The sequence below is a fragment of the Pelomonas margarita genome (genome assembly GCF_043555875.1).
Taxonomy (GTDB): domain Bacteria; phylum Pseudomonadota; class Gammaproteobacteria; order Burkholderiales; family Burkholderiaceae_C; genus Pelomonas; species Pelomonas margarita.
Window position 1 is genome coordinate 241,232 of record NZ_JBIGHW010000002.1, and the last position, 24,241, is coordinate 265,472.

25 protein-coding genes are annotated in these 24,241 nt (G+C 69.5%); 14 read left to right on the forward strand and 11 right to left on the reverse strand.

The window, feature by feature from the left end; translation table 11 throughout:
* The first annotated feature begins 69 nt into the window (after positions 1–69).
* Together ACG0Z3_RS04660 and ACG0Z3_RS04665 are read left to right on the forward strand one after the other, a co-directional pair.
* Positions 70–1,941 carry a phosphoenolpyruvate carboxykinase (GTP) gene (locus ACG0Z3_RS04660; RefSeq protein ID WP_394395754.1) on the forward strand — a complete coding sequence of 624 codons (1,872 nt, stop codon included), beginning with the start codon at positions 70–72 and terminating at the stop codon, positions 1,939–1,941.
* 88 nt (positions 1,942–2,029) lie between these two features.
* On the forward strand, positions 2,030–2,713 hold the full coding sequence (locus ACG0Z3_RS04665) for a CAAX prenyl protease-related protein (protein WP_394395755.1): 684 nt from the start codon (positions 2,030–2,032) through the stop codon (positions 2,711–2,713).
* Here the strand turns inward: ACG0Z3_RS04665 and ACG0Z3_RS04670 are convergent.
* On the reverse strand, positions 2,682–3,485 hold the full coding sequence (locus ACG0Z3_RS04670) for a helix-turn-helix domain-containing protein (protein ID WP_394395756.1): 804 nt from the start codon (positions 3,483–3,485) through the stop codon (positions 2,682–2,684). The genes ACG0Z3_RS04665 and ACG0Z3_RS04670 overlap by 32 nt on opposite strands.
* 192 nt (positions 3,486–3,677) lie before the next feature.
* Between ACG0Z3_RS04670 and ACG0Z3_RS04675 the strand changes: the two genes are divergently transcribed.
* Genes ACG0Z3_RS04675 through ACG0Z3_RS04700 form a run of 6 tightly spaced genes read left to right on the forward strand, consistent with a single transcriptional unit; the run spans position 3,678 to position 9,256 of the window.
* Positions 3,678–4,154, forward strand: coding sequence for a YiaA/YiaB family inner membrane protein (locus tag ACG0Z3_RS04675; RefSeq protein WP_394395757.1), 477 nt, complete (start codon positions 3,678–3,680; stop codon positions 4,152–4,154).
* Between the two features lie 17 nt (positions 4,155–4,171).
* On the forward strand, positions 4,172–4,612 hold the full coding sequence (locus tag ACG0Z3_RS04680) for a hypothetical protein (RefSeq protein ID WP_394395758.1): 441 nt from the start codon (positions 4,172–4,174) through the stop codon (positions 4,610–4,612).
* The gene (locus ACG0Z3_RS04685) at positions 4,609–5,403 is read left to right on the forward strand and encodes a DUF2145 domain-containing protein (protein ID WP_394395760.1); all 795 of its coding nucleotides are present in this window, start codon (positions 4,609–4,611) and stop codon (positions 5,401–5,403) included. Before ACG0Z3_RS04680 ends, ACG0Z3_RS04685 begins: the two co-directional genes overlap by 4 nt.
* Entirely contained in the window at positions 5,400–7,316 is a 1,917-nt protein-coding gene (locus ACG0Z3_RS04690) for an MFS transporter (RefSeq protein ID WP_394395761.1), read from the forward strand. Before ACG0Z3_RS04685 ends, ACG0Z3_RS04690 begins: the two co-directional genes overlap by 4 nt.
* Positions 7,317–7,346: 30 nt before the next feature.
* Positions 7,347–8,573 (forward strand): DNA cytosine methyltransferase, encoded by a 1,227-nt coding sequence (locus tag ACG0Z3_RS04695; RefSeq protein ID WP_394395763.1) that lies wholly within the window; start codon positions 7,347–7,349, stop codon positions 8,571–8,573.
* Complete coding sequence (locus ACG0Z3_RS04700) at positions 8,570–9,256, forward strand: Eco29kI family restriction endonuclease (RefSeq protein ID WP_394395765.1); 687 nt, start codon at positions 8,570–8,572, stop codon at positions 9,254–9,256. Before ACG0Z3_RS04695 ends, ACG0Z3_RS04700 begins: the two co-directional genes overlap by 4 nt.
* A gap of 136 nt (positions 9,257–9,392) precedes the next feature.
* Here ACG0Z3_RS04700 and tgt read toward each other — a convergent pair whose 3' ends face one another.
* The gene (tgt, locus tag ACG0Z3_RS04705; RefSeq protein ID WP_394395767.1) at positions 9,393–10,520 is read right to left on the reverse strand and encodes a tRNA guanosine(34) transglycosylase Tgt; all 1,128 of its coding nucleotides are present in this window, start codon (positions 10,518–10,520) and stop codon (positions 9,393–9,395) included.
* 31 nt (positions 10,521–10,551) lie between these two features.
* Here tgt and ACG0Z3_RS04710 point away from each other — a divergent pair, with 31 nt between their 5' ends.
* Entirely contained in the window at positions 10,552–11,157 is a 606-nt protein-coding gene (locus tag ACG0Z3_RS04710; RefSeq protein ID WP_394395770.1) for an IMPACT family protein, read from the forward strand.
* On the opposite strand, the gene queA is transcribed toward ACG0Z3_RS04710, so the two are convergent.
* Positions 11,109–12,236, reverse strand: a complete 1,128-nt coding sequence (queA, locus tag ACG0Z3_RS04715; RefSeq protein WP_394395772.1) for a tRNA preQ1(34) S-adenosylmethionine ribosyltransferase-isomerase QueA — start codon at positions 12,234–12,236, stop codon at positions 11,109–11,111. The two genes, ACG0Z3_RS04710 and queA, sit on opposite strands and share 49 nt — an antisense overlap.
* Before the next feature lie 211 nt (positions 12,237–12,447).
* Here queA and ACG0Z3_RS04720 point away from each other — a divergent pair, with 211 nt between their 5' ends.
* From ACG0Z3_RS04720 to recG, 3 genes are all read left to right on the forward strand, one after another.
* The gene (locus ACG0Z3_RS04720; RefSeq protein WP_394395774.1) at positions 12,448–12,816 is read left to right on the forward strand and encodes a hypothetical protein; all 369 of its coding nucleotides are present in this window, start codon (positions 12,448–12,450) and stop codon (positions 12,814–12,816) included.
* Between the two features lie 105 nt (positions 12,817–12,921).
* The gene (locus tag ACG0Z3_RS04725) at positions 12,922–13,671 is read left to right on the forward strand and encodes a substrate-binding periplasmic protein (RefSeq protein WP_394395776.1); all 750 of its coding nucleotides are present in this window, start codon (positions 12,922–12,924) and stop codon (positions 13,669–13,671) included.
* Between the two features lie 40 nt (positions 13,672–13,711).
* A complete protein-coding gene (gene recG, locus ACG0Z3_RS04730) occupies positions 13,712–15,769 on the forward strand; it encodes an ATP-dependent DNA helicase RecG (RefSeq protein WP_394395778.1) in 2,058 nt (685 codons plus the stop codon).
* A gap of 37 nt (positions 15,770–15,806) precedes the next feature.
* Here recG and ACG0Z3_RS04735 read toward each other — a convergent pair whose 3' ends face one another.
* The 6 genes from ACG0Z3_RS04735 to ACG0Z3_RS04760 form a co-directional block, all read right to left on the reverse strand.
* Positions 15,807–16,001 carry a hypothetical protein gene (locus tag ACG0Z3_RS04735; protein ID WP_394395780.1) on the reverse strand — a complete coding sequence of 65 codons (195 nt, stop codon included), beginning with the start codon at positions 15,999–16,001 and terminating at the stop codon, positions 15,807–15,809.
* A gap of 115 nt (positions 16,002–16,116) precedes the next feature.
* A complete protein-coding gene (locus ACG0Z3_RS04740) occupies positions 16,117–17,238 on the reverse strand; it encodes a 6-phosphofructokinase (protein WP_394395782.1) in 1,122 nt (373 codons plus the stop codon).
* Positions 17,235–17,969: a LytR/AlgR family response regulator transcription factor gene (locus ACG0Z3_RS04745; protein ID WP_394395784.1), complete on the reverse strand. Its 735-nt coding sequence runs from the start codon at positions 17,967–17,969 to the stop codon at positions 17,235–17,237. Before ACG0Z3_RS04745 ends, ACG0Z3_RS04740 begins: the two co-directional genes overlap by 4 nt.
* The gene (locus tag ACG0Z3_RS04750; RefSeq protein WP_394395786.1) at positions 17,966–19,012 is read right to left on the reverse strand and encodes a sensor histidine kinase; all 1,047 of its coding nucleotides are present in this window, start codon (positions 19,010–19,012) and stop codon (positions 17,966–17,968) included. The genes ACG0Z3_RS04745 and ACG0Z3_RS04750 overlap by 4 nt, the downstream gene beginning before the upstream one ends.
* A 3-nt stretch (positions 19,013–19,015) precedes the next feature.
* Positions 19,016–19,915, reverse strand: a complete 900-nt coding sequence (locus ACG0Z3_RS04755) for an alpha/beta fold hydrolase (RefSeq protein WP_394395789.1) — start codon at positions 19,913–19,915, stop codon at positions 19,016–19,018.
* Between the two features lie 123 nt (positions 19,916–20,038).
* Entirely contained in the window at positions 20,039–20,734 is a 696-nt protein-coding gene (locus ACG0Z3_RS04760; RefSeq protein ID WP_394395791.1) for a peptidylprolyl isomerase, read from the reverse strand.
* Positions 20,735–20,873: 139 nt separating this feature from the next.
* Here ACG0Z3_RS04760 and ACG0Z3_RS04765 point away from each other — a divergent pair, with 139 nt between their 5' ends.
* On the forward strand, positions 20,874–21,350 hold the full coding sequence (locus ACG0Z3_RS04765) for an FKBP-type peptidyl-prolyl cis-trans isomerase (protein ID WP_394395794.1): 477 nt from the start codon (positions 20,874–20,876) through the stop codon (positions 21,348–21,350).
* On the opposite strand, the gene panC is transcribed toward ACG0Z3_RS04765, so the two are convergent.
* Both panC and panB read right to left on the reverse strand, forming a co-directional pair.
* Positions 21,343–22,182 (reverse strand): pantoate--beta-alanine ligase, encoded by an 840-nt coding sequence (gene panC, locus ACG0Z3_RS04770; RefSeq protein ID WP_394395796.1) that lies wholly within the window; start codon positions 22,180–22,182, stop codon positions 21,343–21,345. The two genes, ACG0Z3_RS04765 and panC, sit on opposite strands and share 8 nt — an antisense overlap.
* A gap of 117 nt (positions 22,183–22,299) precedes the next feature.
* A complete protein-coding gene (panB, locus tag ACG0Z3_RS04775; RefSeq protein ID WP_394395798.1) occupies positions 22,300–23,109 on the reverse strand; it encodes a 3-methyl-2-oxobutanoate hydroxymethyltransferase in 810 nt (269 codons plus the stop codon).
* A gap of 87 nt (positions 23,110–23,196) precedes the next feature.
* Between panB and ACG0Z3_RS04780 the strand changes: the two genes are divergently transcribed.
* Positions 23,197–24,117: a hydrogen peroxide-inducible genes activator gene (locus ACG0Z3_RS04780; protein WP_394395800.1), complete on the forward strand. Its 921-nt coding sequence runs from the start codon at positions 23,197–23,199 to the stop codon at positions 24,115–24,117.
* Positions 24,118–24,241: the final 124 nt, after the last annotated feature.

The following is a 24,241-nucleotide window of genomic DNA, read 5'->3' on the forward strand; positions in this document are numbered from 1 at the left end:
CCCTGGCCGATGTGCTTGGGCCAGCTCCGACGGCTGACTCAAACACATCCACCCGATCGGAGCTTTCCCATGAACCAACCCGTGATGCAGGGCCTGCGCCTGAACCTGCCCGCCTACGTCAAGAACGCCCGGCTGATCGCCTGGGTCGCCGAGATCGCGGCGCTGACTGAGGCGGCCGACGTCTACTGGTGCGACGGCAGCACCGACGAGTACCAGCGCCTGTGCGAGCAGCTCGTCGCCGCCGGCACGTTCAAGAAGCTCAACCCGACGCTGCGCCCCGGCAGCTACCTGGCCAACTCCGACCCCAGCGACGTCGCCCGCGTCGAGGACCGCACCTTCATCTGCTCCGAACGGCAGGAAGATGCCGGCGCCACCAACAACTGGATGGCCCCGGCCGAGATGCGCGCGCTGCTGCAGACCGGTGAGACCGCCCTGTTCAAGGGCTGCATGAAGGGCCGCACGATGTACGTCGTGCCCTTCAGCATGGGCCCGCTGGGCAGCCCCATCGCCCACATCGGCGTGGAGCTGAGCGACAGCCCCTACGTGGCCGTCAACATGCGCACGATGACGCGCATGGGCCGCGCCGTCGTCGAACTGCTGGGCAGCGACGGCGAGTTCGTGCCCTGCGTGCACACCGTGGGCGCGCCGCTGCAGCCCGGGCAGGCTGACGTGTCCTGGCCCTGCAACACCACCAAGTACATCGTCCACTACCCCGAGACGCGCGAGATCTGGAGCTACGGCTCGGGCTACGGCGGCAACGCGCTGCTGGGCAAGAAGTGCTTCGCGCTGCGCATCGCGTCGACCATGGGCCGTGACCAGGGCTGGCTGGCCGAGCACATGCTGGTGCTGGGCGTGGAGAGCCCGTCGGGCAAGAAGGCCCATGTAGCCGCCGCCTTCCCCAGCGCCTGCGGCAAGACCAACTTCGCGATGCTGATCCCGCCGGCCGCCTTCGACGGCTGGAAGATCACCACCATCGGCGACGACATCGCCTGGATCAAGCCGGGCGCCGACGGCCGCCTGTACGCGATCAACCCCGAGGCCGGCTACTTCGGCGTCGCCCCGGGCACGAACTCGCACACCAACCCCAACTGCATGGCCAGCCTGCAGCGGGACGTGATCTTCACGAACGTGGCGCTGACCGATGACGGCGACGTGTGGTGGGAGGGCATGACCGACACGCCGCCGGCCCATTGCATCGACTGGCAGGGCAAGGAATGGACGCCCGCCATCGCGAAGGAAACTGGCGCCAAGGCCGCCCACCCCAACGCCCGCTTCACGGTGGCCGCCACCAACAACCCGGCGCTCGACGAGAACTGGGACAACCCGGCCGGCGTGGCCATCGATGCCTTCATCTTCGGCGGCCGCCGCTCCACCACCGTGCCGCTGGTGAGCGAGGCACGCAACTGGGTGGAAGGCGTCTACATGGCCGCCACCATGGGCAGCGAGACCACCGCCGCCGCCGCTGGCCAGCAGGGTGTGGTGCGCCGCGACCCATTCGCGATGCTGCCCTTCATGGGCTACAACATGGCGGACTACTTCCAGCACTGGCTGGATCTGGGCGCCAAGCTGAAGGCCTCGGGCGCCAAGCTGCCAGCCATCTATTGCGTCAACTGGTTCCGCAAGGGCGCCGATGGCAAGTTCGTCTGGCCTGGCTACGGCGAGAACATGCGCGTGCTGAAGTGGATGCTGGACCGCATCGACGGCAACGGCGGCGGCACGGAACACGTGTTCGGCGTGACGCCCGACCTCGACGACCTGAACTGGCAAGGACTGGACTTCGGCGCCGACAAGTTCGAGGCCGTCACACGTATCGACGCCGCCGAGTGGCGCGCCGAGATGGCGCTGCACGACGAGCTGTTCCGCCAGCTCGGCGCCAAGGTTCCAGCCGAGCTGCTGCAGGCCAAGGCCGCCATCGAGGCCCGCCTGGCCACGCTGGGCTGAGTTGAGCCGCAGCGGCCGGCGCCCCCCTGCGCTTCGGGGGCGGCCGGCACCAGCGACTGTCACCGGCGCCAGCTAAGCTGGCGTCGCCATGTCTGCCCATCCCGCCTCCCTCAGCCCGGCCGCGCTGGTGCGCTGCATTCCGTTCGCCGTCTTCATGGCGCTGCTCGCGCTGCGCGGCTACCTGCCCGACAGCCTGGGCTGGGACGCGCGCTGGATCTACGGCGCTCAGGCCCTCATCGTCGCGGGCCTGCTGGCCGGCTACTGGCGCCGCTACGGCGAGCTGACCCGACAGAACCTGCCCGACGCGCGCGAGACCGGCTGGGCCGTCGCGGTGGGCGTGGCCGTGTTCGCGGTCTGGGTGCAGCTGGATGCCCCGTGGATGCAGCTGGGCGAAGCCACCGCCAGCTTCGTGCCGCTGGACAGCGAGGGCCGGCTGATCTGGCCGCTGGTGGTGCTGCGCCTGATCGGCGCCGCGCTCGTCGTGCCGGTGATGGAGGAGCTGTTCTGGCGCAGCTTCCTGATGCGCTGGGTGCAGCACCCGGGCTTCGAGCGGGTGGACCCGCAGACCGTGGGCCTGAAGGCCATCGTGCTGTCCACCTTCGTCTTCATGCTGGCGCACACGCTGTGGCTGGCGGCCATCGTCGCGGGCCTGGCCTACGCGCTGCTTTACCGCCGCACCGGCAAGCTGTGGACGGCCGTCATCGCCCACGCGGTGACCAACGGCATGCTGGGCGTCTACGTCATCGCGACCGGGCGCTGGGAGTTCTGGTGACACGCTCCGTGGCCGCGCCCTTGCGCTGGCCCAGCCCGGGCCGCTCCAGGTCGCGGAAGGCCTCGAACACCCAGGACCGCAGGCCGATGACCACGCTGTAGGGCCGCTTGTCCGCCTGCGGCAGCTTCTGGTCCAGCAGGTGCTGGCGGGCGAAATCATCGGCGGCGCGCTGCAGCCGATCGGCCAGCTCACGCGCATGGCCGGCGCCGAACTCGCCGTGCACCAGCGTCAGCAGCTCGCCCTCGCCATCGAAGCCGCCAGCAAAGAAGTCCGCCATCACGCGCTCGCGGAAAAACTGCATCACCGGCCCCTGCGGCCGCCAGCGCAGCGTCTTGGCCACCTTGAGCTTGTAGCGGTTGCCCGGCCGCAGCTCAATGACGCCCAGCCGGTCCAGCTTGACGAGCGCGGCCACCGCGTCCGCCTCGTTGAGCCGATAGCGGGCCAACACGTCCTCCAGCGTCCACAGGCTCAGGCAGCAGATAGCCACCAGCAGCAGCGTCGGTGATGCAACGACGGCCTTCTCCTGCTCCAGGCTCAGCACGCGCTGCGTGGGCGCCTGCGCCGCCATGCGCCCTGCCAGCTCCGCGAACTCCAGCTTCAGCACGCGGCAGATCTCGTCCACGCGCGACAGCGGCATCTCGCCGCCCGGCGCCAGCATGCGCTTAACGCTGGACTCCGACAGCCCCAGCTCACCGGCCAGCGCCGCGTAACTCAGGCCCTGACTCTTCAGCTCGGCCTTGATCAGGGCCACGAGGGATTGGGTGCTCGACATGGGGGAGAACGGTATCGCACCAGCGCACCACTCAGCAGCAGATCACGCCCCCAGAACGACAGAAAACCGGGCCTCAGGCGCGCCAAACGCTACCAGTCGTCGCTTGCCGCGCGCCTCGGCAGGATTACCCGCCGCGGCACCGGCGGCTTCACGCAACATCGCGCCCATTCCGAAACCACCCAGGGACGACACATGAACAGCCTCTCCGCCGACATCCGCCGAGATACCCGCGCCTGGCGCCTGCAGGTCTGGGTCTCGTTCGGCATCAGCGTCACGCTGTGCGCCTCGGGCCTGGCCTGGCTGCCGGGACAGGATCTGGACCGCGCCTTCATGGTGATGGGCTATGTGTTCTGCCTGTCCACCGCCTTCGCGCTGGCCAAGTTCATCCGCGACAACCAGGCCCAGGCCGTGGACACGCCGATGTGGCGCGTCGTCGTGTGGGCCGGCTTCGCGCTGGCCATGGGCCTGACGGGCTGGGGCCTGTGGCGCATGGAGATCCAGCCGGTCTGGAAGGCCTACCTCGGCGTGTGCTGGCTCTACCTGATCTCCAACGTGTTCACCCTGGCCAAGATGCTGCGCGACGCGCACGACGCCGACCTGCTGGACGCCCGCCTGCAAGGCCGCCGCGAGGCGCAAGCCCTGCCGGCCGACCTGCACCCCGCCGCCTGACCCCCAAGGAGTTGATGATGAAAACCCTGTTCGCCACCACCACCCTGGCCCTGGCGCTGTGCCAGCCGGCACATGCCCACCTCACCCCGTCCGAGGCCAGCGCCACGCTGTCGGTCGCACCCATCGCACTGTCGGTCGGCGCGGTCAGCGTCACCGGCGCCGCCCTGGTCGCCGTGCCGGCCGGGCTGCTGTCGGCCGGCGTCACGCTGACGGTGGTCAGCGTCGAGGTCGTCGGCACGGCCACGGTGTGGGTGCTGGAGCGCGCCTCCGACGGCGCCCGCCTCAGCATCAAGGCCTCTGGCAAGCTCGCCGAGGGCGTGGCCGTGTCCACCGGCGCGGCCATCACGGTGTCGGTCATCGGCGCCGGCACGGTGCTGTCGGCGGCGGGGCAGGTGATCTGCTTCATCCCCAACGAGATCGGCAAGGCGCTGCTGCACAACGAGCGGGTGACGCGATGAAACGCGCCGCCGCCGCGCTGTGCCTGCTGGCCGGCCTGGCCCTCGCCCCGGCCGCCCACGCCGGCCGGCCCTGCGAGGAGAAGCCGCAGACCACCCGCCAGCTGGAGCAAGGCCTGGCCCTCGCCCAGGCCACGGCGCGCCGGCTGGACGACAGCGGCGCGCAGGTGCTGATCCTGGCGCGCGCCGGGCAGGACCTGTCCGAGTACCACCTGCGCTGGTCGCACGTGGGCTTCGCCTACAAGGACAGCACGCAGCAGCCGGCGGTCTGGCGCGTCATGCACAAGCTCAACCACTGCGGCACCGACGAGGCCGCGCTGTTCCGCCAGGGCCTGGGCGAGTTCTTCCTCGACAGCCCGCACCGCTACGAGGCGGCCTTCGTCGCGCTCAAGCCCGAACTGCAACAGGCGCTGCTTCCGGTGCTGACCGACAACGCCCGCGTCGCCCGCTTCCACGAGCGGCGCTACAGCATGGTGGCCTACGCCTTCGGCACGACCTACCAGCAGAGCAATCAGTGGGCACTGGAGACGCTGGCCGCCGCTGCCGCGCCGGGCGTGGTCAGCCGGCGCGCGGCGCAGGACTGGCTCAAGCACCAGGGCTACCAGCCCACCGACCTGCGGCTGTCGGCGCTGACGCGGCTGGGTGGCCGGCTCACGCGGGCCAACATCGCTTTCGACGATCATCCGACCGCGCGCCGGATGACCCGGCACATCGATACGGTGACCGCCGACTCGATGTTCGACTGGCTGATGCGCAGCGGCCTCTCGGAACCCCTGCAGCTGGTCACACCATGAGCCACGAGCATCCCAATCAGTTCGCCCTGCTGAAGCAACGCCGCTTCGCACCCTTCTTTTGGACGCAGTTCCTCGGCGCCGCGAACGACAACGTCTTCAAGTTCGCGTTCACGCTGATGGTGACCTACCAGCTGCAGCTCAGCTGGCTGCCACCGCAAATGGCCGGCCTGGTGATCGGCGCGCTGTTCATCCTGCCCTTCGTGCTGTTCTCGGCCACCAGCGGCCAGCTCGCCGACAAGCATGACAAGGCGCGCCTGATGCAGCTCGTCAAGAGCCTGGAGATCGCCATCATGGCGCTGGCGGCCTGGGGCTTCTACGCCGCGCATGTGCCCACGCTGCTGGCGTGCGTGTTCCTGATGGGGCTGCACTCCACGCTGTTCGGCCCGGTCAAGTACGCCTACCTGCCGCAGCAGCTCAACGAGCGCGAGCTGACTGGCGGCAACGGCATGGTGGAGATGGGCACGTTTGTCGCCATCCTGCTGGGCCAACTGGCCGGCGGCGTGCTGGTGGACACGCCGGTCGTCGGCCCGCAGCACGTGGCCTGGGCCTGCCTCGCCTTGGCCGTGCTGGGCCGGCTGACGGCGCAGGGCATCCCCGCCAGCCCGTCCACCGACCCCGGCCTCAAGATCAACTGGAACCCCGTCACCGAGACCTGGCGCAACCTGCGGCTCGCGCATGAGCAGCTCGCGGTGTTCCGCTCGCTGCTGGGCATTTCGTGGATGTGGTTCTTCGGTGCCGTGTTCCTGGCCAACTTCCCGGCCTTCGCGAAGGAGGTGCTGCACGGCGGCCCGCAGGTGGCCTCGCTGCTGCTGGCGGTGTTCTCCATCGGCATCGGCATCGGCTCGCTGCTGTGCGAGCTGCTGAGCAAGCGCCATGTGGAGATCGGCCTGGTGCCGCTGGGCGCCATCGGCATGAGCGTGTTCGCCATCGACCTGTACTTCGCCTCCACCGGCCTGCCACCGGCCGCCGAGCTCAGCGTCGCCGCCTTCCTGGCGCAGCCGGCCCACTGGCGCGTGCTGGCCGACCTGACGCTGCTGGCGCTGTTCGCCGGCCTGTACAGCGTGCCCATGTACGCGCTGATCCAGCTGCGCGCGCAGCCCACACACCGCGCCCGCATCATCGCGGCCAACAACATCCTGAACGCGCTGTTCATGATTGCCAGCTCGCTGATCGCCGGCGCCCTGCTCGGCGCCGGCCTGACCATCCCCGAGGTCTTCCTGGCCGTTGGCATCGCCAACGCCATCGTCGGCATCTACATCTTCCTCATCGTGCCGGAGTACCTGCTGCGCTTCGCGGCCTTCGTGCTCACACGGCTGATCTATCGCTTTCGCATCGTCCACGACGAGCGCATCCCGACCAGCGGCCCGGCCGTGCTGGTGTGCAACCACGTCAGCTTCGTCGACGCCGTGCTGCTGATGGCCGCCAGCCCCCGGCCCATCCGCTTCCTGATGGACCACCAGATCTTCAAGATCCCCGTGCTGGGCTGGATGTTCAAGCTCGCCAAGGCCATCCCCGTCGCACCGCAGAAGACCGACCCCGCCACCTACGAGGCCGCCTTCACCGCCGCCCGCGCCGTGCTGGCCGACGGTGAGATGGTCTGCATCTTCCCCGAGGGCGGGATCACGCGCGACGGTGAGCTGCAGCCGTTCAAGGGCGGCGTCATGAAGTTGATCGACGGCCTGCCCGACGTGCCGGTCATCCCGATGGCGCTGGGCAATCTGTGGGGCAGCTACTTCTCGCGCGTGGAGGGCGGCCACGCGATGGTCAAGCCGCTGCGGCGCGGCCTGTGGAGCCGGGTGAGCCTGACGGTGGATGAGCCGCTGCAGGCTGCGGGGGTGACGCCCGAGCTGTTGCATGCGCGCGTGCGGGCAACGCTGGCATTGGACCTGCCTGGCCTGGGCGTCCCGGCATAATCCGCGCCGCGAAAGATTGGGAGAGTTTCAATGGCGTTGAAGTCCATCGAGCTATTTGCTGGCGCGGGTGGACTGGCCATGGGCGTGTCCCTCGCAGGCTTCAAGAGCCATGGCGTTGTGGAGTGGGACCGCTGGGCCTGTGACACCGTTCGTCAGAACAGTGAGCGCGGTCATCCTCTGGTTGCCGACTGGCCAGTCTTTGAAGGCGACGTGCGTCAGTGGATCGATGCCTTTTGCACCACCGAAGCCGCCAGAGGTATTGACTTGGTCGCAGGGGGCCCCCCCTGCCAGCCCTTCTCGATGGGCGGGAAGCATCGCGCGAATCAGGACGAACGCGACATGTTCCCCGCAACTGTTGACGTCATTCGACGCCTGCAACCGCGCGCATTCATCGTCGAGAACGTCAAAGGGCTGACACGCGCCACGTTCCACAACTACTTTCAGTACATCCAACTGCAGTTGGAGTTCCCCGAACTGCGCCGTCGCCCCGACGACAGCTGGGTTGATCACCACGCCCGCCTGCAAGCCTTCAAGACATCAGTGCGGCGCGGCAACACTGGTCTCAGTTATCACCTTGTCACGACGCTGGTGAACGCCGCCAACTATGGCGTTCCACAAAAGCGGGAGCGCGTGTTCATGGTGGGGTTCCGTAAGGACTTGAACGTCCGGTGGTCGTTCCCCCGTGAGACGCACGCTCTCGACGCACTGCTTCACGACCAATACGTCACCGGTGAGTATTGGGACAGGCACGCCGTCGCCCGCAAACACCGCCCCGAGCCCGCCTCCACGCAGGCGACATTGATTGCCCGACTGCGTGGCCTCGGGCTACCGCCGACCCGTCACCCCTGGATGACGGTGCGCGATGCGCTGACGGGCTTGCCGGAGCCTCGCGATGGCGACACCCGTCACCTGAACCACCGGCTGCAGCCGGGCGCTCGCAGCTATCCCGGTCACACCGGAAGCCCGCTGGATCTGCCGGCCAAGACGCTGAAAGCCGGCGACCATGGCGTGCCCGGAGGCGAGAACATGCTCGTCAGACACGACGGCTCGGTGCGCTACTTCAGCATTCGCGAATCTGCCCGACTGCAAACCTTCCCCGACGGCTACGAACTGCATGGCTCGTGGAGCGAAGCCATGCGGCAACTCGGCAACGCGGTCCCGGTACGGCTAGGGCAGATCGTAGCCTCCAGTGTGGCCTCGCACCTGCTTGAGCATGACCTGCGCCAGGTTCAGATGCCATCACTGGTCACCGCATGAGCAACGCTGACCCCTACAACCCACTCGACAAGATCAATCTCGGCAAAAACGTTGCCGAAGCCTTGCTGGGCCGCAAACCGCAGCCTCTGCCCGCGCTCACACGCTTTGCCGGGGCTGGGCTCTATGCGCTGTATTACCGCGGCCCGGCAGCACCCTACGAGCGACTGGCCGCACTGAATCATGGTGACGATCCTCAAGCACCGATCTACGTGGGCAAGGCCGTGCCCGCAGGCGCCCGCAAAGGCGGCACCGGCAAGGACGGTGCGCAGACTTCGGCGCTGTACAAGCGCCTCGCGGAGCACGCAGACAGCCTGCGAGCGACCCCGACACTCGATGTGGGTGACTTCAGTTGCCGATATCTCGTCGTTGATGACATCTGGATCCCGCTCGGTGAATCGCTGCTGATCGCCAAGTTCAGTCCGATCTGGAACACCACCATCGATGGCTTCGGAAACCACGACCCAGGCAAGGGCAGGTACAACGGTCTGCGCCCTCGCTGGGATGTTCTGCACCCTGGCCGCAGTTGGGCTGAGCGGTGCCAACAACGCAGCGAAACCGCAGCGCAGATCGCCACTGAGGTGGCAGCACGCCTGCAAGTGACGCTGCCAAATCCCAAGCCCCTCTTCTACGTCGAGCAACAGGCTACCGACTATCGCGTTAGCAACCTGTCCGACGAAACATAAGGCCCAGCTTCAACATCGACCCAGGCGCAGATCCGCGCCGCACTCGCCGGTCAACGAACTGATGAACGGCCGCCTCGCAGCTGCGCTGTCCACCCGGCGCGGACATGGCGGTCACGCCGCCTGAGGCGGCACCGGCTCAGACGCCGCGCGCCCGGTCCGCGTGGAACTGCGCGCGCCAGGCCTCGAAGCTGCCGGCGTCCAGCGCGTCGCGGATTTCCTGCATCAGGGCCAGGTAGTAGTGCAGGTTGTGCACGCTGGTCAGCATGGGGCCCAGCATCTCGCCGCAGCGGTCCAGGTGGTGCAGGTAGGCACGGCTGAAGCCGGTGCAGCACTCGCAGCTGCAGGTCGGATCCACCGGCGACTCGTCGGCCTTGTAGCGGGCATTGCGCAGGCGCAGGTCGCCGAAGCGCGTGAACAGGTGGCCGTTGCGCGCATTGCGCGTGGGCATCACGCAGTCGAACATGTCGATGCCCTGGCTGACGCCCTCGACGAGGTCTTCCGGCGTTCCGACGCCCATCAGGTAGCGCGGCTTGTTGGCCGGCAGCTGGTGGCCCGTGTGTTCGAGGATGCGCTGCATCTCGGCCTTGGGCTCACCCACGCTGAGGCCGCCGATGGCGTAGCCGGGCAGGTCCAGCTCGGCGAGACCGGCCAGCGACGCGTCGCGCAGGTGGGTGTACATGCCGCCCTGCACGATACCGAACAGCGCGTTCGGGTTCTCCAACCGCTCGAACTCGGTGATGCAGCGCTTGGCCCAGCGCAGGCTCAGCTCCATCGACGACTTGGCCTCGCGCTCGGTGGTCAGCACGCCCTTGGTCTCGTAGGGCGTGCACTCGTCGAACTGCATGACGATGTCGCTATTGAGCACCGTCTGGATCTGCATGCTGACCTCGGGCGTCAGCAGCAACTTGTCGCCGTTGACGGGCGAGGCGAACTTGACGCCCTCCTCGCTGATCTTGCGCATGGCGCCCAGGCTCCACACCTGGAAGCCGCCGCTGTCGGTCAGGATGGGCTTGTTCCAGCTCTCGAAGCGGTGCAGGCCGCCGAACTGCTTCACCACATCCAGGCCCGGGCGCATCCACAGGTGGAAGGTGTTGCCCAGGATGATCTGCGCGCCCATCTCGTTGAGCGAGCGCGGCGTGACGCCCTTGACCGTGCCGTAGGTGCCCACGGGCATGAAGATGGGCGTCTGCACCACGCCATGGTTGAGCGTGAGCGTGCCGCGACGGGCGCGGCCTTCGGTGGTGAGGAGGTCGAACTTCAGCATTGGCGGGATTGTCGCAGCCGACAATCCCGCCATGTCGCTGACCCTGGCCACGCCGGCCACCCACGAACTCGTCGTCAAGAAAAGCCGCTTCCTGGGTTGCGTGGAGCCCTGCGCCGACCGCGCCGCCGCGCTGGCCCGCGTGGCCGCGCTGCGCGCCGAGCACCCGGGCGCCGCCCATGTCTGCTGGGCGCTGCTGGCCGGCGGCCACTCGGCGGCCAACGACGACGGCGAGCCCGGCGGCACCGCCGGCCGGCCCATGCTGGACGTGCTGCGCCACCAGGGGCTGGACGGCGTGCTGGCCACGGCCGTGCGCTACTGGGGCGGCGTCAAGCTGGGCGCGGGCGGGCTGGTGCGGGCCTACACGGACTGCATCGCGCAGGCCCTGCTGACGGCCGACAAGATTGAACGCGTCGCGCAGGTGGAGCTGGGCTGCGAGCTGCCCTACGAGCTGGAGGGCCGGCTGCGCCGGCTGGCCGAGCAGCACGCGGCGGCGCTGCTGGAGGTGCGGCACGAAGCGCGGGTGCACATGCGCTTCGCGCTGCCCGTCACCGCGCGGGCCGTGTTCACGGCCGCGGTGGACGAGGTGGCTCAGGGCCGCGTCGGCTGGGTGCGGTCCAGCAGCATCGCGTCGCCGTAGCTGAAGAAGCGGTAGCGCTGCGCCACCGCATGGCGGTACAGCGCCATCACGCGGCCGTGGCCGGCCAGCGCGCTGACCAGCATCATCAGCGTGCTCTTGGGCAGGTGGAAGTTGGTGACGAGGCGGTCCACCACGCGGAACTCGAAGCCGGGCGTGATGAAGATGTCCGTCTCGCGAGCGCCGGCCTGCAGCGTGCCGCCGCGCGCGGCGGACTCCAACGCCCGCAGCGTGGTGGTGCCCACAGCCACGACCCGGCCGCCGCGCGCACGGCAGGCGGCGATGGCGTCCACAGTCGCTGGCGGCACCTCGAACCACTCACTGTGCATCTTGTGGTCGGCCAGCTGCTCCACGCGCACCGGCTGGAAGGTGCCGGCGCCCACATGCAGCGTCACCTGCGCCTGCTGCACGCCACGCGCCGTCAGCGCAGCCAGCACGCCCTCGTCGAAGTGCAGCGCCGCCGTCGGCGCGGCCACGGCACCGGGCTCCTTGGCGAACACGGTCTGGTAGCGACGCTCGTCGTCGGCGCTGTCGGCATGCTCGATGTAGGGCGGCAGCGGCACGTGGCCGTGGGCCTCCAGCAGCGCGAAGGGGTCGCCCGCGAAGCGCAGGTGGAAGAGGCCGTTGTCCGGCCCGCAGCGGCCCAGCACCTCGGCGTCGAAGGCATCGGCAAAGCGCACGCGGCTGCCGGGCTTGGGGCTCTTGCTGGCGCGCAGGTGCATCCAGACCTCGCCTGACGGCGCTGGGCCGCCCCGAGCCGGCAGAGCCCCCTCGGGGGGCAGCGGATGCGAGGCATCCGCGTGGGGGCTCGCGGTCCTGCCGGGCAGCACGCGCTCCACCAGCGCCTCGACATTGCCGCCCGTTGACTTCACCCCGTAGAGCCGCGCCTTGATGACGCGCGTGTTGTTGAAGACGAGCAGGTCGCCCGGGGACAGCAGGCCGGGTAGATCACGGAACACGCGGTCCACCGGCGCGGGGCCGGTGCCGTCCAGCAGCCGGGAGGCGCTGCGCTCGGCGGCCGGGTGCTGGGCGATCAGCTCGGGGGGGAGTTCGAAATCGAAGTCAGCGACCGTGTAGGACATGTGCTGGAGGGCTGGACGGACCCGTGCCAAACCAGAAAAAGGGACGCGGATTCTCCCATCGGCCCCTCTTGATGCAGCGCAATACCGCCCCGAGGCGCCGGTGCCAGCATGGTTGCCAGAAGGTTCCATGAGCCATGAGCTGACACCCTGACCACAGGCGCTGCCAGACCGCAACCGAAGCCGCCCACTGATCTTTCACCGGAGACCCGACATGTTCCATGCCATCGTTCACCTCGACCACCACCACGCCCAGGTGCTGCATTTCGACGACCACCAGGTCCACGCCGCCAACATCGAGCCGCACCACCGCCGCGCCCATGGGCACGAAGAGCGCAGCGAACACGCGCTGTTCGAGGCCATCTGCCAGGCCGTGCAGGACACGCCCGAGGTGCTGGTGACCGGCGCCCATGTCGTGATCCACCAGTTCCGCCACTACATCGAGGCGCACCGCCCCAAGCTGGCACCGCGCATCGCCGACTACCGGCCCGCCGCGCCGCTGAGCCAGGGCCAGATGCTGGCGATGGCTCGCCAATTCTTCGTCAGCCACGACCGCATGGCCGGCATCCCGACGCCGACCTGAGCACGCAATCCGGCCGGCCGCGCGAAATCGCACGCTGGCCGCTCACGGCTGCAAAGGTGTGTCATGCAGGCGACCTAGACTCGCGCCGCCCGCCTGACTCCCGCCGTGAAACGCCGCTCCTGCATCGCCCTGCCCGCCCTGTTCGCTGCACGACATGCCGTCGCTGCGAGCGGGGATGTCGAGTTGCTGGGCATCACCGAGAACCTTCCGCCGCTGAACTACATCGACGACCACGGCGCCCAGGGTTTCAGCGTGGAGCTGTTGCGGCTGATCGCCTCACAGGCGGGGCTGAAGCTGGCCTTTCAGGTGCTGCCCTGGCAGCGCGCCGTGCAGGCCGCCGAGGGCAGCGCCCACAGTGTGCTGTTCTCGCTGACGCGCACGCCCGAGCGCGAGAGCAAGTTCCAGTGGGTAGGGCCGATCGCGCAGCGGCGCGTACTGCTGTACCGGCTGGCCAGCCGCACCGACCTGACACTCGCGCAGCTGAGCGAGCTGGGCAATGCACGCATCGGCGTCGTGCGCGACTCGGCCGCCGACCGCCAGCTGCAGGCCGCCGGCCTGCGGCCGGGCCTGCAGCTCGAACAAGGCCTGGACGACGCCACCAACCTGCGCAAGCTGCTGGCCGGCCGCATGGAGTACATCGCGCTGCTGGACTGGGCGGCCGCCTGGAACCTGCGGCAGCTGCAGCTGCCGCTGAACACGCTGCAGCCAGCCATGGAGCAGGACGCCACGCACAGCTACTTCTACGGCCTGCGCCTGGATGCCGACCCCGCGCTTGTGCGCCGGCTGCAGGCCGCGCTCGACACGCTGCGGCGCGACGGCCGCTACGAGCGGCTGCGCCAGCGCTACTTCCGCTGAACGCCCAGCGTACCCCCGGCCAGCGGCCAGAATGCCGGCCATGACCGCGCCGCCGTCACCGCCCCCAGACAAGCCCAAGTCCGCGCCCCAGAAGGCGATGGAAAAGCTCGGCCTGGTGCGTGACATCGACCTCGCCCTGCACCTGCCGCTGCGCTACGAGGACGAGACCCGCCTCACGCCCATCGCCGCGCTGCAGGACAACGAGCCGGCGCAGGTGGAAGGCGTCGTCGTGGACTGCCAGATCGAGCTGCGCTCGCGCCGCCAGCTGCTGGTGAAGCTCAAGGACGGCAGCGGCGGCGGCCTGCTGCTGCGGTTCCTGCACTTCTATCCCTCGCAGCAGAAGCAGATGGCCGTGGGCGCGCGGCTGCGCGTGCGCGGCGAGGCGCGCATCGGCTTCTTCGGCCGCGAGATGGTGCACCCGGTCGTCAAGGTGGTGGCTGACGACACGCCGCTGGCGCAATCGCTGACGCCGGTCTACCCGACCTCGGCCCAGCTGCCGCAGGCCTATCTGCGCAAGGCGGTGGGCGCCGGCCTGGCGCGGGCCGACCTGCGCGAGATCCTGCCGCCCGGCTGCGTGCCGGCCGGCCTGCCCACGCTGAAGGAGGCACTAACCTACCTGCACCACCCGCCGCCAAGCGCGTCGCAGGAAGCGCTGCACGAACACCACCATCCGGCCTGGCACCGGCTCAAGTTCGAGGAGCTGCTGGCGCAGCAGCTGTCGCAGCTGCGCGCCCAACGCGAGCGTGCGCTGCTGGTGGCGCCCGCGCTGCGCGCCCGGCACGGCGGCCTGCACGAGCAGCTGCTGGCCGTGCTGCCCTTCCAGCTGACCGGCGCACAGCAGCGCGTGTGCGAGGAAGTGGCGCAAGACCTGGCCCGCCCCCAGCCCATGCACCGGCTGCTGCAGGGCGACGTGGGCTCGGGCAAGACGGTCGTCGCCGCGCTGGCAGCAGCCGTGGCCATTGATGCCGGCTGGCAATGCGCGCTCATGGCGCCCACCGAGATCCTGGCCGAGCAGCACTTCCGCAAGCTCATCGGCTGGCTGGAGCCGCTGGGGCTGAAGGTGGCCTGGATCACCGGCAGCGTGAAGGGCAAGGCGCGCCAGAAGATGCTGGACGCCGCCGCGTCGGGCGAGGCCCAGCTCATCGTCGGCACGCACGCCGTCATCGAGGACAAGGTGCGCTTCGCGAAGCTGGGCCTGGCCATCATCGACGAGCAGCACCGCTTCGGCGTGGCGCAGCGGCTGGCGCTGAGGAACAAACTCAAAGCGATGGATCTGGAGCCGCACATGCTGATGATGAGTGCGACACCGATTCCAAGAACCCTGGCGATGACCTACTTCGCCGACCTGGACGTCTCCACCATCGACGAGCTGCCGCCCGGGCGCAGCCCCATCGTCACCAAGGTGTTCACGTCGGCCAAGCGCGACGACGTCATCGACAAGATCCGCCTCGCGGTGGCCGACGGCGCGCAGGTCTACTGGGTCTGCCCGCTGGTGGAGGAGAGCGAGGCCATCGACCTGCGCAACGCCACCGAGACGCACGAGGAGCTGAGCGCCACGCTGGCCGGCACGGCCGTGGGCCTGCTGCACGGCCGCATGGCACCGGCCGACAAGGCGGCCGTGATGGCGCAGTTCTCCAGCGGCGCGATGAGCGTGCTGGTGGCAACGACCGTCATCGAGGTGGGCGTGGACGTACCCAACGCCAGCCTGATGGTCATCGAGCATGCCGAGCGCTTTGGCCTGGCGCAGCTGCACCAGCTGCGCGGCCGCGTGGGGCGTGGCAGCAAAGCCAGCGTCTGCGTGCTGATCTACACGCCGCCGCTGTCCGAGACCGGCAAGTCCCGCCTCAAGGCCATGGCCGAGACGACCGACGGCTTCGAGATCGCCAGGCGCGACCTGGACATCCGCGGCCCGGGCGAGTTCATGGGGGCGCGCCAGAGCGGCGCCGAGCTGCTGCGCTTTGCCGACCTGCAAGAGGACGCGCCGCTGCTGGTGGCCGCCCGCGAGCTGGCGCCGTGGCTGCTGGACGAGCATCCCGACGCCGCGCGCCGCCAGGTGGCGCGCTGGCTGGGCACGAAGGCCGAGTTCCTGAAAGCTTGAGTGCGCTGGCGATGCCTCTCGTCGCCAGCGCGGCGCCTCACTTGCAGCTGTAGCTCTTGGCGCTGACTTCCTTGACGTTGCCGGCGCCGCAGGCGGCGATCGCACGGTCGCTGTTCTTGGCCAGCGCATCGGCGTCGTACGCGTTGGAAGAGCCGGACGGCGGCGCGAACACGCAGGCGCTCAGCAGGGCGGCGGCGGTCACGGCAGTGAGGATGGTGGCGATGCGGTTCATGGGGCTTCCCTCGTTGGTTTGAATGAAGCCCGTAGCGTAGGCGCGCTGCTCGGCGCTGTCGCCCGGCTTGCGACGGGCTGCACGAGGGCGGTGTCAGGCTGCAGCTGCGCGAGGCTCAAGCGCCCAGGCACAGGCCCAGGTCGCGCGCGGTGGCCAGCGTGTCGCCGTCCAGCGGCACGGCCTTCATGCGGCCCGCCACGTCGGCCAGCGACACGGGGCGCACGTCGTTGCCGTCCAGCGCCACCATCACGTCGTGCTGGCCGGCCGCCAGCGCGCGCACGGCTGCTGCGCCGAAGCGCAGCGCGGCCACGCGGTCGAAGGCACTGGGGCTGCCACCGCGCAGCAGGTGGCCCAGCACCACGCAGCGGGCGTCCTTGCCCGTCAGGCGTGCCAGCGCCTGGCTGACCTGCTCGCCCATGCCGCCCAGCCGTTCGGCGTGGCCGGCCTCGGCCGGGCCGCTCAGTGTGCGCTCGCCACCGCGCGGGTGGGCGCCCTCGGCTACCACGACGATGGAGTGCGACAGGCCCTGCGCGTCCCGCTGGCGCACCAGCTCGGCCACCCGCGCGAGGTCGAAGGGCAGCTCGGGCAGCAGGATGGCATGCGCCCCCCCCGCCAGCCCGGCATGCAGCGCGATCCAGCCGGCGTAGCGCCCCATCACCTCCACCGCGATGATGCGGTGATGGCTGGCCGCCGTGGTGTGCAGGCGGTCGATGCACTCGCTGGCGAAGGCCACGGCGGTGTCGAAGCCGAAGGTGGTGACGGTGCCGTCGAGGTCGTTATCGATGGTCTTGGGCACGCCCACCACGCGCAGGCCGCGCTGGGCAAGTCGGTGCGCGATGGCCAGCGAGCCGTCGCCGCCCACGGCCACCAGCGCGTCGACCTGCTCGCGCGCCAGCGCGTCCAGCAGGTCCTGCGAGCGGTCGGCCAGCACCGTGCTGCCGTCGGCCTGGCACACCGGGTAGGCGAAGGGGTTGCCCTGGTTGGTGGAGCCCAGCAGCGTGCCGCCCAACGACGCGATGCCCTCGACGCGCTCGGCCGTCAGCGCGATGCAACCGTCGCCCGGCCTGTAGCGCTCGGGGCGCAGCAGGCCGTCATACCCGTCGCGGATGCCCAGGCAGGCCCAACCGCGCTGCAGAGCCGCCCGCGTGACGGCCTGGATGACGGCGTTCAGCCCGGGGGCGTCGCCACCACCGGTGGTGATGGCGATGCGGCGGATGGTGGCAATCGGCGCACTCATAGCTCAAGCATCTCACGCAGCAGCTTGGCCTGGCGACGTGACACCTCCACCTGGTGGCCGTCGCGCAGCGTGACGCGGTAGCCCTCGCTGCTGGACGGCGCCACCGACTGGATGCAGCGCAGGTTGATGAGGTGGCTGCGGCTGGCGCGGAAGAACAGCTGCGGGTCCAGCTTCTCCTCCAGGCTGGTGAGTGTGCGGCTGATCAGCGGGCGCTGGCCATCGAACCAGGCCTGGGCGTAGTTGCCGCAGGCCTCGAAGCCTGTGATGTCGCCCAGCCGCACGAACCAGCAGCGCTCGCCGTCGCGCAGGAAGACCATGTCGTCAGCCCCCTTGCTGCCCGCGCTGCCCGTGGGGGCTGCGGCCGGCGCAGCGGCCGCCGGGCGCAGGCGCTCGCGGGCCTTGGCGAGTGCGGCGTCGAGCCGGTCCGGCGCGATGGGCTTGAGCAGGTAGTCCAGCGCATTGCGCTCGAAGGCGGCAAGCGCGTGCTGGTCGTAGGCGGTGGTGAACACCACCAGCGGCAGGTGCTCCAGCTGGTCCAGCAGGTCGAAGCCCGTGGCGCCGGGCAGCTCCACGTCCAGCAGCAGCAGGTCGGGGTGCAGCTGTTCGATGGCCTCGCGCGCGGGCAGCAGTTCGGCGGCCTCGCCGACGATGTCGGCATCGGGGATGGCGCCCAGCAGCGTGCGCAGTTCCTGGCGGGCCAGGCGCGAGTCTTCGACGATGAATATCCTCATGCCGCCAGTGTCACGCAGACGCGCACGCGCCCGTCGGCCGCGTCGATGCGGCAGCCCGCGCCGTCGCCGCCCGCGCGCGCCAGCCGCTCGCGCAGGTGCACCAGACCCAGGCCGGTGCTGGTGGGCGCGTCCGGCATGGGCTTCCACTGGCCGGGGTTGCTGACGGCGATGCTCAGCGTCGCGCCGTGGCGGGTGATGGCGATGTCCACCACGCCGCCGCCGGGCGTGCGGGCGATGCCGTGCTTGATGGCGTTCTCCACCAGCAGCTGCAGCAGCATGGGCGGCACCTGGGCCTCACCTGCCGCGGGGTCGATCTGCCACTGCACCTGCAGCCGCTCCTCGTGGTGCAGCTGCTCCAGCGCCACGTAGTCGCGCACCACGGCCAGCTCGTCGGCCAGCGGCACGCGCTCCCGGGCGCTGTGCGTGAGCGTGTGACGCAGCGTGTTGGACAGGCGGCTCACCATGTCGCGGGCGCGGGCCGGGTCTTCGTTGATGAGCGCGCGCAGATTGTTCAGCGCGTTGAACAGGAAGTGCGGGTTGACCTGGGCGCGCAGCACCTGCAGCTCTAGCGCGCGGGCGGCGGCCTCGGCCTGCCACTTGGCGATCTCGCCCTGGCGCCAGCGCGTCAGCAACTGCGCGCCCACCCAGGCTGTCAGCCACAGCCATAGCAGGATGCTGGTGTTGGCGGTGTAGCCGGCCAGCACCCCCCCGCCGTACGGCGTACCAGGGGGAAAGCTCAGCCAGCCCAGCGCGAGGCCGGCCTTGTTGATCACCAGCAGCGTGAGCTGCACAAGCGCCGCGAACACCGGCGGCATGAAGATCACGCAGAACAGCAGCGAGCGCGGCGAGCGGTCCAGCCAGCCCTGCCACAGCGCCAGGCCGCGCAAGCCCTCACTAGCCGCCCAGAGCAGCGCGCCCAGGCAGACCATCACGAAGGTGAGCGAACCCGTCAGCGGCCTGACGCTGGCCACCATGGCCAGCGAGACCGCCACGTACCCGCTCCACAACAGCGCCTGCAGCGCGGCGCGTCGGGTGTTCGTCATGGATCAGCGAGCGGCGGCCAGGAAGCCCTTGACCTCGCCCACCAACCACTCCGGGTCGTCCCACATCAGGAAGTGGTAGCCGCGTGGGCTCATGGACACCTTGACGCCGTTCAGCCCGGTGTACTGGCCCTCGAAGATCTTGCGGGTGCTGTCCATCGTCGAGCCCATGGGCTCGTAGGCAGCCCAGGCGCCCAGCACCAGCGTGGGCGTGGTGATCTTGGGCAGCAGCGGGCGCAGGTCCTCGCCCCACAGCTCGGACATAGCCTGTGCGGACGTGGTGCGGTCGCTGGCCAGGCTCCAGGCGATGACGCGCTCATTGTTCGCCGGGCTGCGGCTCATGCCCATGGCGCCCTGGCGCGCACCGGCTTCCCACTGGGCCTGGGTCGAGTTCTGCATCTGCTGGCGCATGGCCGCGGCCGCACCCTTGGCGGCTTCGGGCGACATACCGCGCAGGCCGGCAAAGAAGGGCAGCGAGTCCACGATCACCAGCCGCTCCAGCCGGCCGGGCTTCTCGGCGGCCATCTTCAGCGCCAGCGCGCCGCCCAGGCTGTGGCCCATGATGACGGGCTTGTCGAGCTGGCGGTCGTCCACATAGGCCAGCAGGCGGTCACGCATGCCGTCCAGGAAGGCCTCGGTCTTCACCGCAGGCGCGCCGGCAAAGCCGGGCAGCTGCACGATGTGGCACTGCACGCCGGGCTGCAGCGCAGCGCAGGTCTCCGTCCAGGTGCTGGCGGCGCTGTTCAGGCCGGGGATCATGACGACCGGGCGGCCGTTGCCGACCACCTCGACCTTGAGGTCACGGAACTCGACCGGTGCGGCCTCGCTGCGGCCGACGTACAGCGCGGTGGCGATGGCGACGGCGGCACCGAACAGGCCGGCCCAGGAACGCTTGCTGCGGGACATCTCGACTCCAGAAGGTGTTGTGATGGCCGGCATGTTGCCGCAGCCCGCAGCCCACGCCGGGCACGCGATGACGAACGGCCGGGCGGGCTGACGAATGGCGAGAACCCGGGGCCAGCGGCGCGGCTACTTCAGCCGCTGCACCCAGTACACCAACACCTCGGTGCGCGGCTGGATGTCGCTGGCGCTGTAGGTGTAGGTGGGCACCACGTTGATGGCATCCAGCGTGTTCAGGCCCGAGACGATGCGGCCGAACACCGCGTAGCCCGGGTTGGCGGGGCTCTGGTAGTCGAGGCTGGTGTTGTCCAGCACGTTGAAGAAGAACTGGCTGGTGGCGGAGTCAGCGTCGCTGCGGCGCGCCATCGCGAGGGTGCCGCGCAGGTTGGACAGGCCGTTGTTGCTCTCCAGCTTGATGGGCGCATACAGCGGCGCCTTGGTCACCATGCCGGTCGTGTAGCCGCCGCCCTGGACGACGAAGTCGCGGTCCACGCGGTGGATCAGCGTCTTCGTGTAGAAGCCCGCGGCCACGTACTTGTAGAAGTTGGCCACCGTCTGCGGTGCGTAGGTGTCGTACAGCTCGACGACCATCTCGCCGCTGCTGGTCAGCATGCAGACCGTGGGCCAGGCGGACGCAGCCGACGCGGCCAGGCCCGCCGCGCTGCAGGACAGCGTGGGCGGGTTCGGGTTGGGATTGGGCTGCGGGTAGGGCGTGCCACCACCACCGCCGTGGTGGTCATCACCACCGCCGCCGCAGGCGGTCAGCAGGCCGGCCAGGCCCAGGGTCAACACATAACTGGTGAAGCGGTGTGAATGCAGGCGCATGGCAGGTCTCCGGTCTGGCCTGCTCAACGGCCCGGCAACCTCCGTGTTGACTTTGCTTACAAGCCTTTACGCACGCTGGCTATAGTCCGCGCCGTCGCGGCCCGCTGCGGCGCTTACCCACCTCTTCAGCCGTACACCCATGTCCGCTCTTCGTTCCCGCCGTGCCACCCTTCTGCTCGCCCTGAGCGCCAGCCTCGCCCTCGCCGCCTGCGGTGGCAGTGGTGGCAGCAGCGATTCCGGCGCCAGCACCGACGCCTACGGCTGGGCCGCCGTGACCGCGCTGAAGACCGCCGACACCACGGTAGGCACCGGCGCGCAGGCCGACACCACCAAGACCGTGTCGGTGCACTACACCGGCTATGTGTACGACGTGCGCGTGGCCACCACCAAGGGCTCGCAGTTCGACACCTCGGTGGGCAAGACGCCGTTCAGCTTCAAGCTCGGCGCCGGCACGGTCATCCCTGGCTTCGACCAGGGCGTCACGGGCATGAAGGTGGGCGGCAAGCGCACCATCACCATCCCCGCCGCACTGGCCTATGGCAGCGCCGGCGCGGGCACCAGCATCCCGGCCAACGCCGCGCTGGTGTTCGACATCGAGCTGCTCAGCGTCAACTGACGACTTCGAGGTTGTCGATCAGCCGCGTGGTACCCAGCCGCGCGGCGGCCAGCGCCACCAGCGGCTGGCCTTCGACGGCCGCGCCCAGGTCGTGCTGGCGGCGCAGCGTCACGTAGTCCGGCGCCCAGCCGGCATCAACCAGGGACTGCATCGCCTCAAGCTCCAGTGCGGCCAAGTCCCGCTCGCCGGCCTGCCAGCGAGCGATCAGGTTCTTGAGCGTGCGCGACAGCCGCAGCGCCTCCGCCTTCTCCGCGTCGCTGAGGTAGCCGTTGCGCGACGACAGGGCCAGGCCTTGCTCGCTGCGGCGCGTCTCGCCGCCGTGGATGGCGATGGGCAGGCCCATCTGCGCCGTCATGCGGCGCAGCACCATCAACTGCTGGTAGTCCTTCTTGCCGAACACGGCCAGCGTGGGCTGCACGAGGTTGAACAGCTTGTGCACGACGGTGCACACGCCCGTGAAGAAGCCGGGCCGGAAGTGGCCTTCCAGGATGTCGGCCAGCTCGGGCGGCGGCACCACCTTGTAGCCCTGGGGCTCGGGGTAGAGCTCCTTCTCGCTGGGCGCGAAGACGATGTCGCAGCCGGCGCTCGCCAGCAGCTCGCAGTCGCGTTCCAGCGTGCGCGGGTAGGTGTCGAAGTCCTCGTGCGGCGCGAACTGCAGCCGGTTCACGAAGATGCTGGCGACCACGGCACCGGCCGGGCCCACCAGCTCGCGCGCCTGCTTCACCAGCGCCAGATGGCCGTCGTGCAGGTTGCCCATCGTGGGCACGAAGCCACGCTGGCGATGGAGGGCGAGCGCGTCGCGCAGCGCTGCGATGGTGTGGATCACTTGCATATCAGTTCTTCGGTATGTCGGGCCGAGCGCTGGGCAGCTCCCAAGCCGGCCCCTCGGGGTACCGACCAGGCTCGCCCGCGTTCAGCGCGGCGAGATTGGGCGAGGGGCCGTTTCATTTCAGAAACCGTGGACGGCGTCCACGGGGAAGCGGCCGGCCTTCACCTCGTCCACATAGCCCTTAACGGCGGCCAGCACCGAGTCCTGGCCGGCCATGAAGTTCTTGACGAAGCGCGGCTTGCGGCCCGGCGTGATGTTGAGCATGTCGTGCAGCACCAGCACCTGGCCCGAGCAGCCCACGCCCGCACCGATGCCGATGACGGGCACCGGCGACGCGGCCGTGATCTCGGCGGCCAGCGCGGCCGGCACCATCTCGTACAGCAGCATGGCCGCGCCGGCCTCGACGGCCTCCTGCGACTCGCGCTTGATGCGCGCGGCGCTCTCCTCGTCGCGGCCCTGCACCTTGAAGCCGCCCAGCGCGTTGACCGTCTGCGGCGTGAAGCCCAGGTGAACGCAGACCGGGATGCCGCGCTCGCTCAAGAAACGCACGGTCTCGGTCGTCCAGCCTCCGCCTTCGAGCTTCACCATGTGGGCGCCGGCCTTGACCAGCGCGGCGGCGCTCTTCCAAGCCTCTTCCTTGCTGACGTGGTAGCTGTCGAAGGGCAGGTCGGCCACGATCCAGGCCCAGCGGTGGCCGCGCGACACGCACAGCGTGTGATAGACCATGTCCTCCAGGCTCACCGGCGCCGTGGAGCCGCGGCCCTGCAGCACATTGCCCAGCGAGTCCCCGATCAGCAGGATGTCCACGCCCGCCTCGTCCAGCAGGCTGGCGAAGGCCGCGTCATAGCAGGTCAGCATGGCGATCTTCTCGCCGCCGGCATGCATCTGCGCCAGGCGCGGCAAGGTCATCGGCTTGCGTTCAGCAGTCATGGGATACCTCGGTGAAAACCCTTGGAGCCCTCGTGGGGCGGCGGCAGTGTAGCGTTCGGGTCCTTTCCCTGAAGCTGTCTGTTCGCCATGACCCTGACCGAGTTGCGCTACATCGTCGCCGTTGCCCGCGAGCGCCATTTCGGTCGCGCGGCCGAGGCCTGCTTCGTGTCGCAGCCCACGCTGTCGGTGGCGATCAAGAAGCTGGAGGAAGAGCTGGACATGAAGATCTTCGAGCGCGGCGGCAGCGAGGTCAGCGTGACGCCGCTGGGCGAGGAGATCGTGCGCCAGGCGCAGTCGGTGCTGGACCAGGCCGGTGCCATCAAGGAGATCGCCAAGCGCGGCAAGGACCCGCTGGCCGGTGCGCTGCGCCTCGGGATCATCTACACCATCGGTCCCTACCTGCTGCCCGAACTGGTCAGGAACACCATCGAGCAGTACCCGCAGATGCCGCTGATGCTGCAGGAGAACTTCACGGCCAAGCTGCTGGAGATGCTGCGCACCGGCGAGCTGGACTGCGCCATCATGGCCGAGCCCTTCCCCGACACCGGCCTGGCCACGGCCCCGCTGTACGACGAGCCCTTCGTCGTCGCGCTGCCGGCGGCGCACCCGCTGGCCGATCGCGCCAACATCTCGGCCGAAGAGCTCAAGCGCGAGACCATGCTGCTGCTGGGCACGGGCCACTGCTTCCGCGACCACGTGCTGGAGGTCTGCCCCGAATTCGCTCGCTTCGCCAGCGATGCCGAGGGCATACGGCGCAGCTTCGAGGGCTCGTCGCTGGAGACCATCAAGCACATGGTGGCCTCGGGCATGGGCGTGACGGTGGTGCCCAAGCTCTCGGTGGCGCGCGATCCGTCGGCCCACCTTCGCTTCGTGCCCTTCAGCGCCCCCGTGCCCACGCGCCGCGTGGTGCTGGCCTGGCGGCGCAGCTTCACACGCTACGAGGCCATCGCCGCGCTGCGCAACGCCGTCTACGCCTGCGAGTTGAGTGGCGTCAAACGCCTCAGCTGAGCGCAGACCGGTGCAAACCCGCCCCCCGGCTCGCGGGGGCGTGACGCACTTCACGTTTCATCACGGTTTTATTCTGGTGGATCAGTTCGGCGCCGAGCAAGCGGCACCGCTTTTCCTCTGTTCT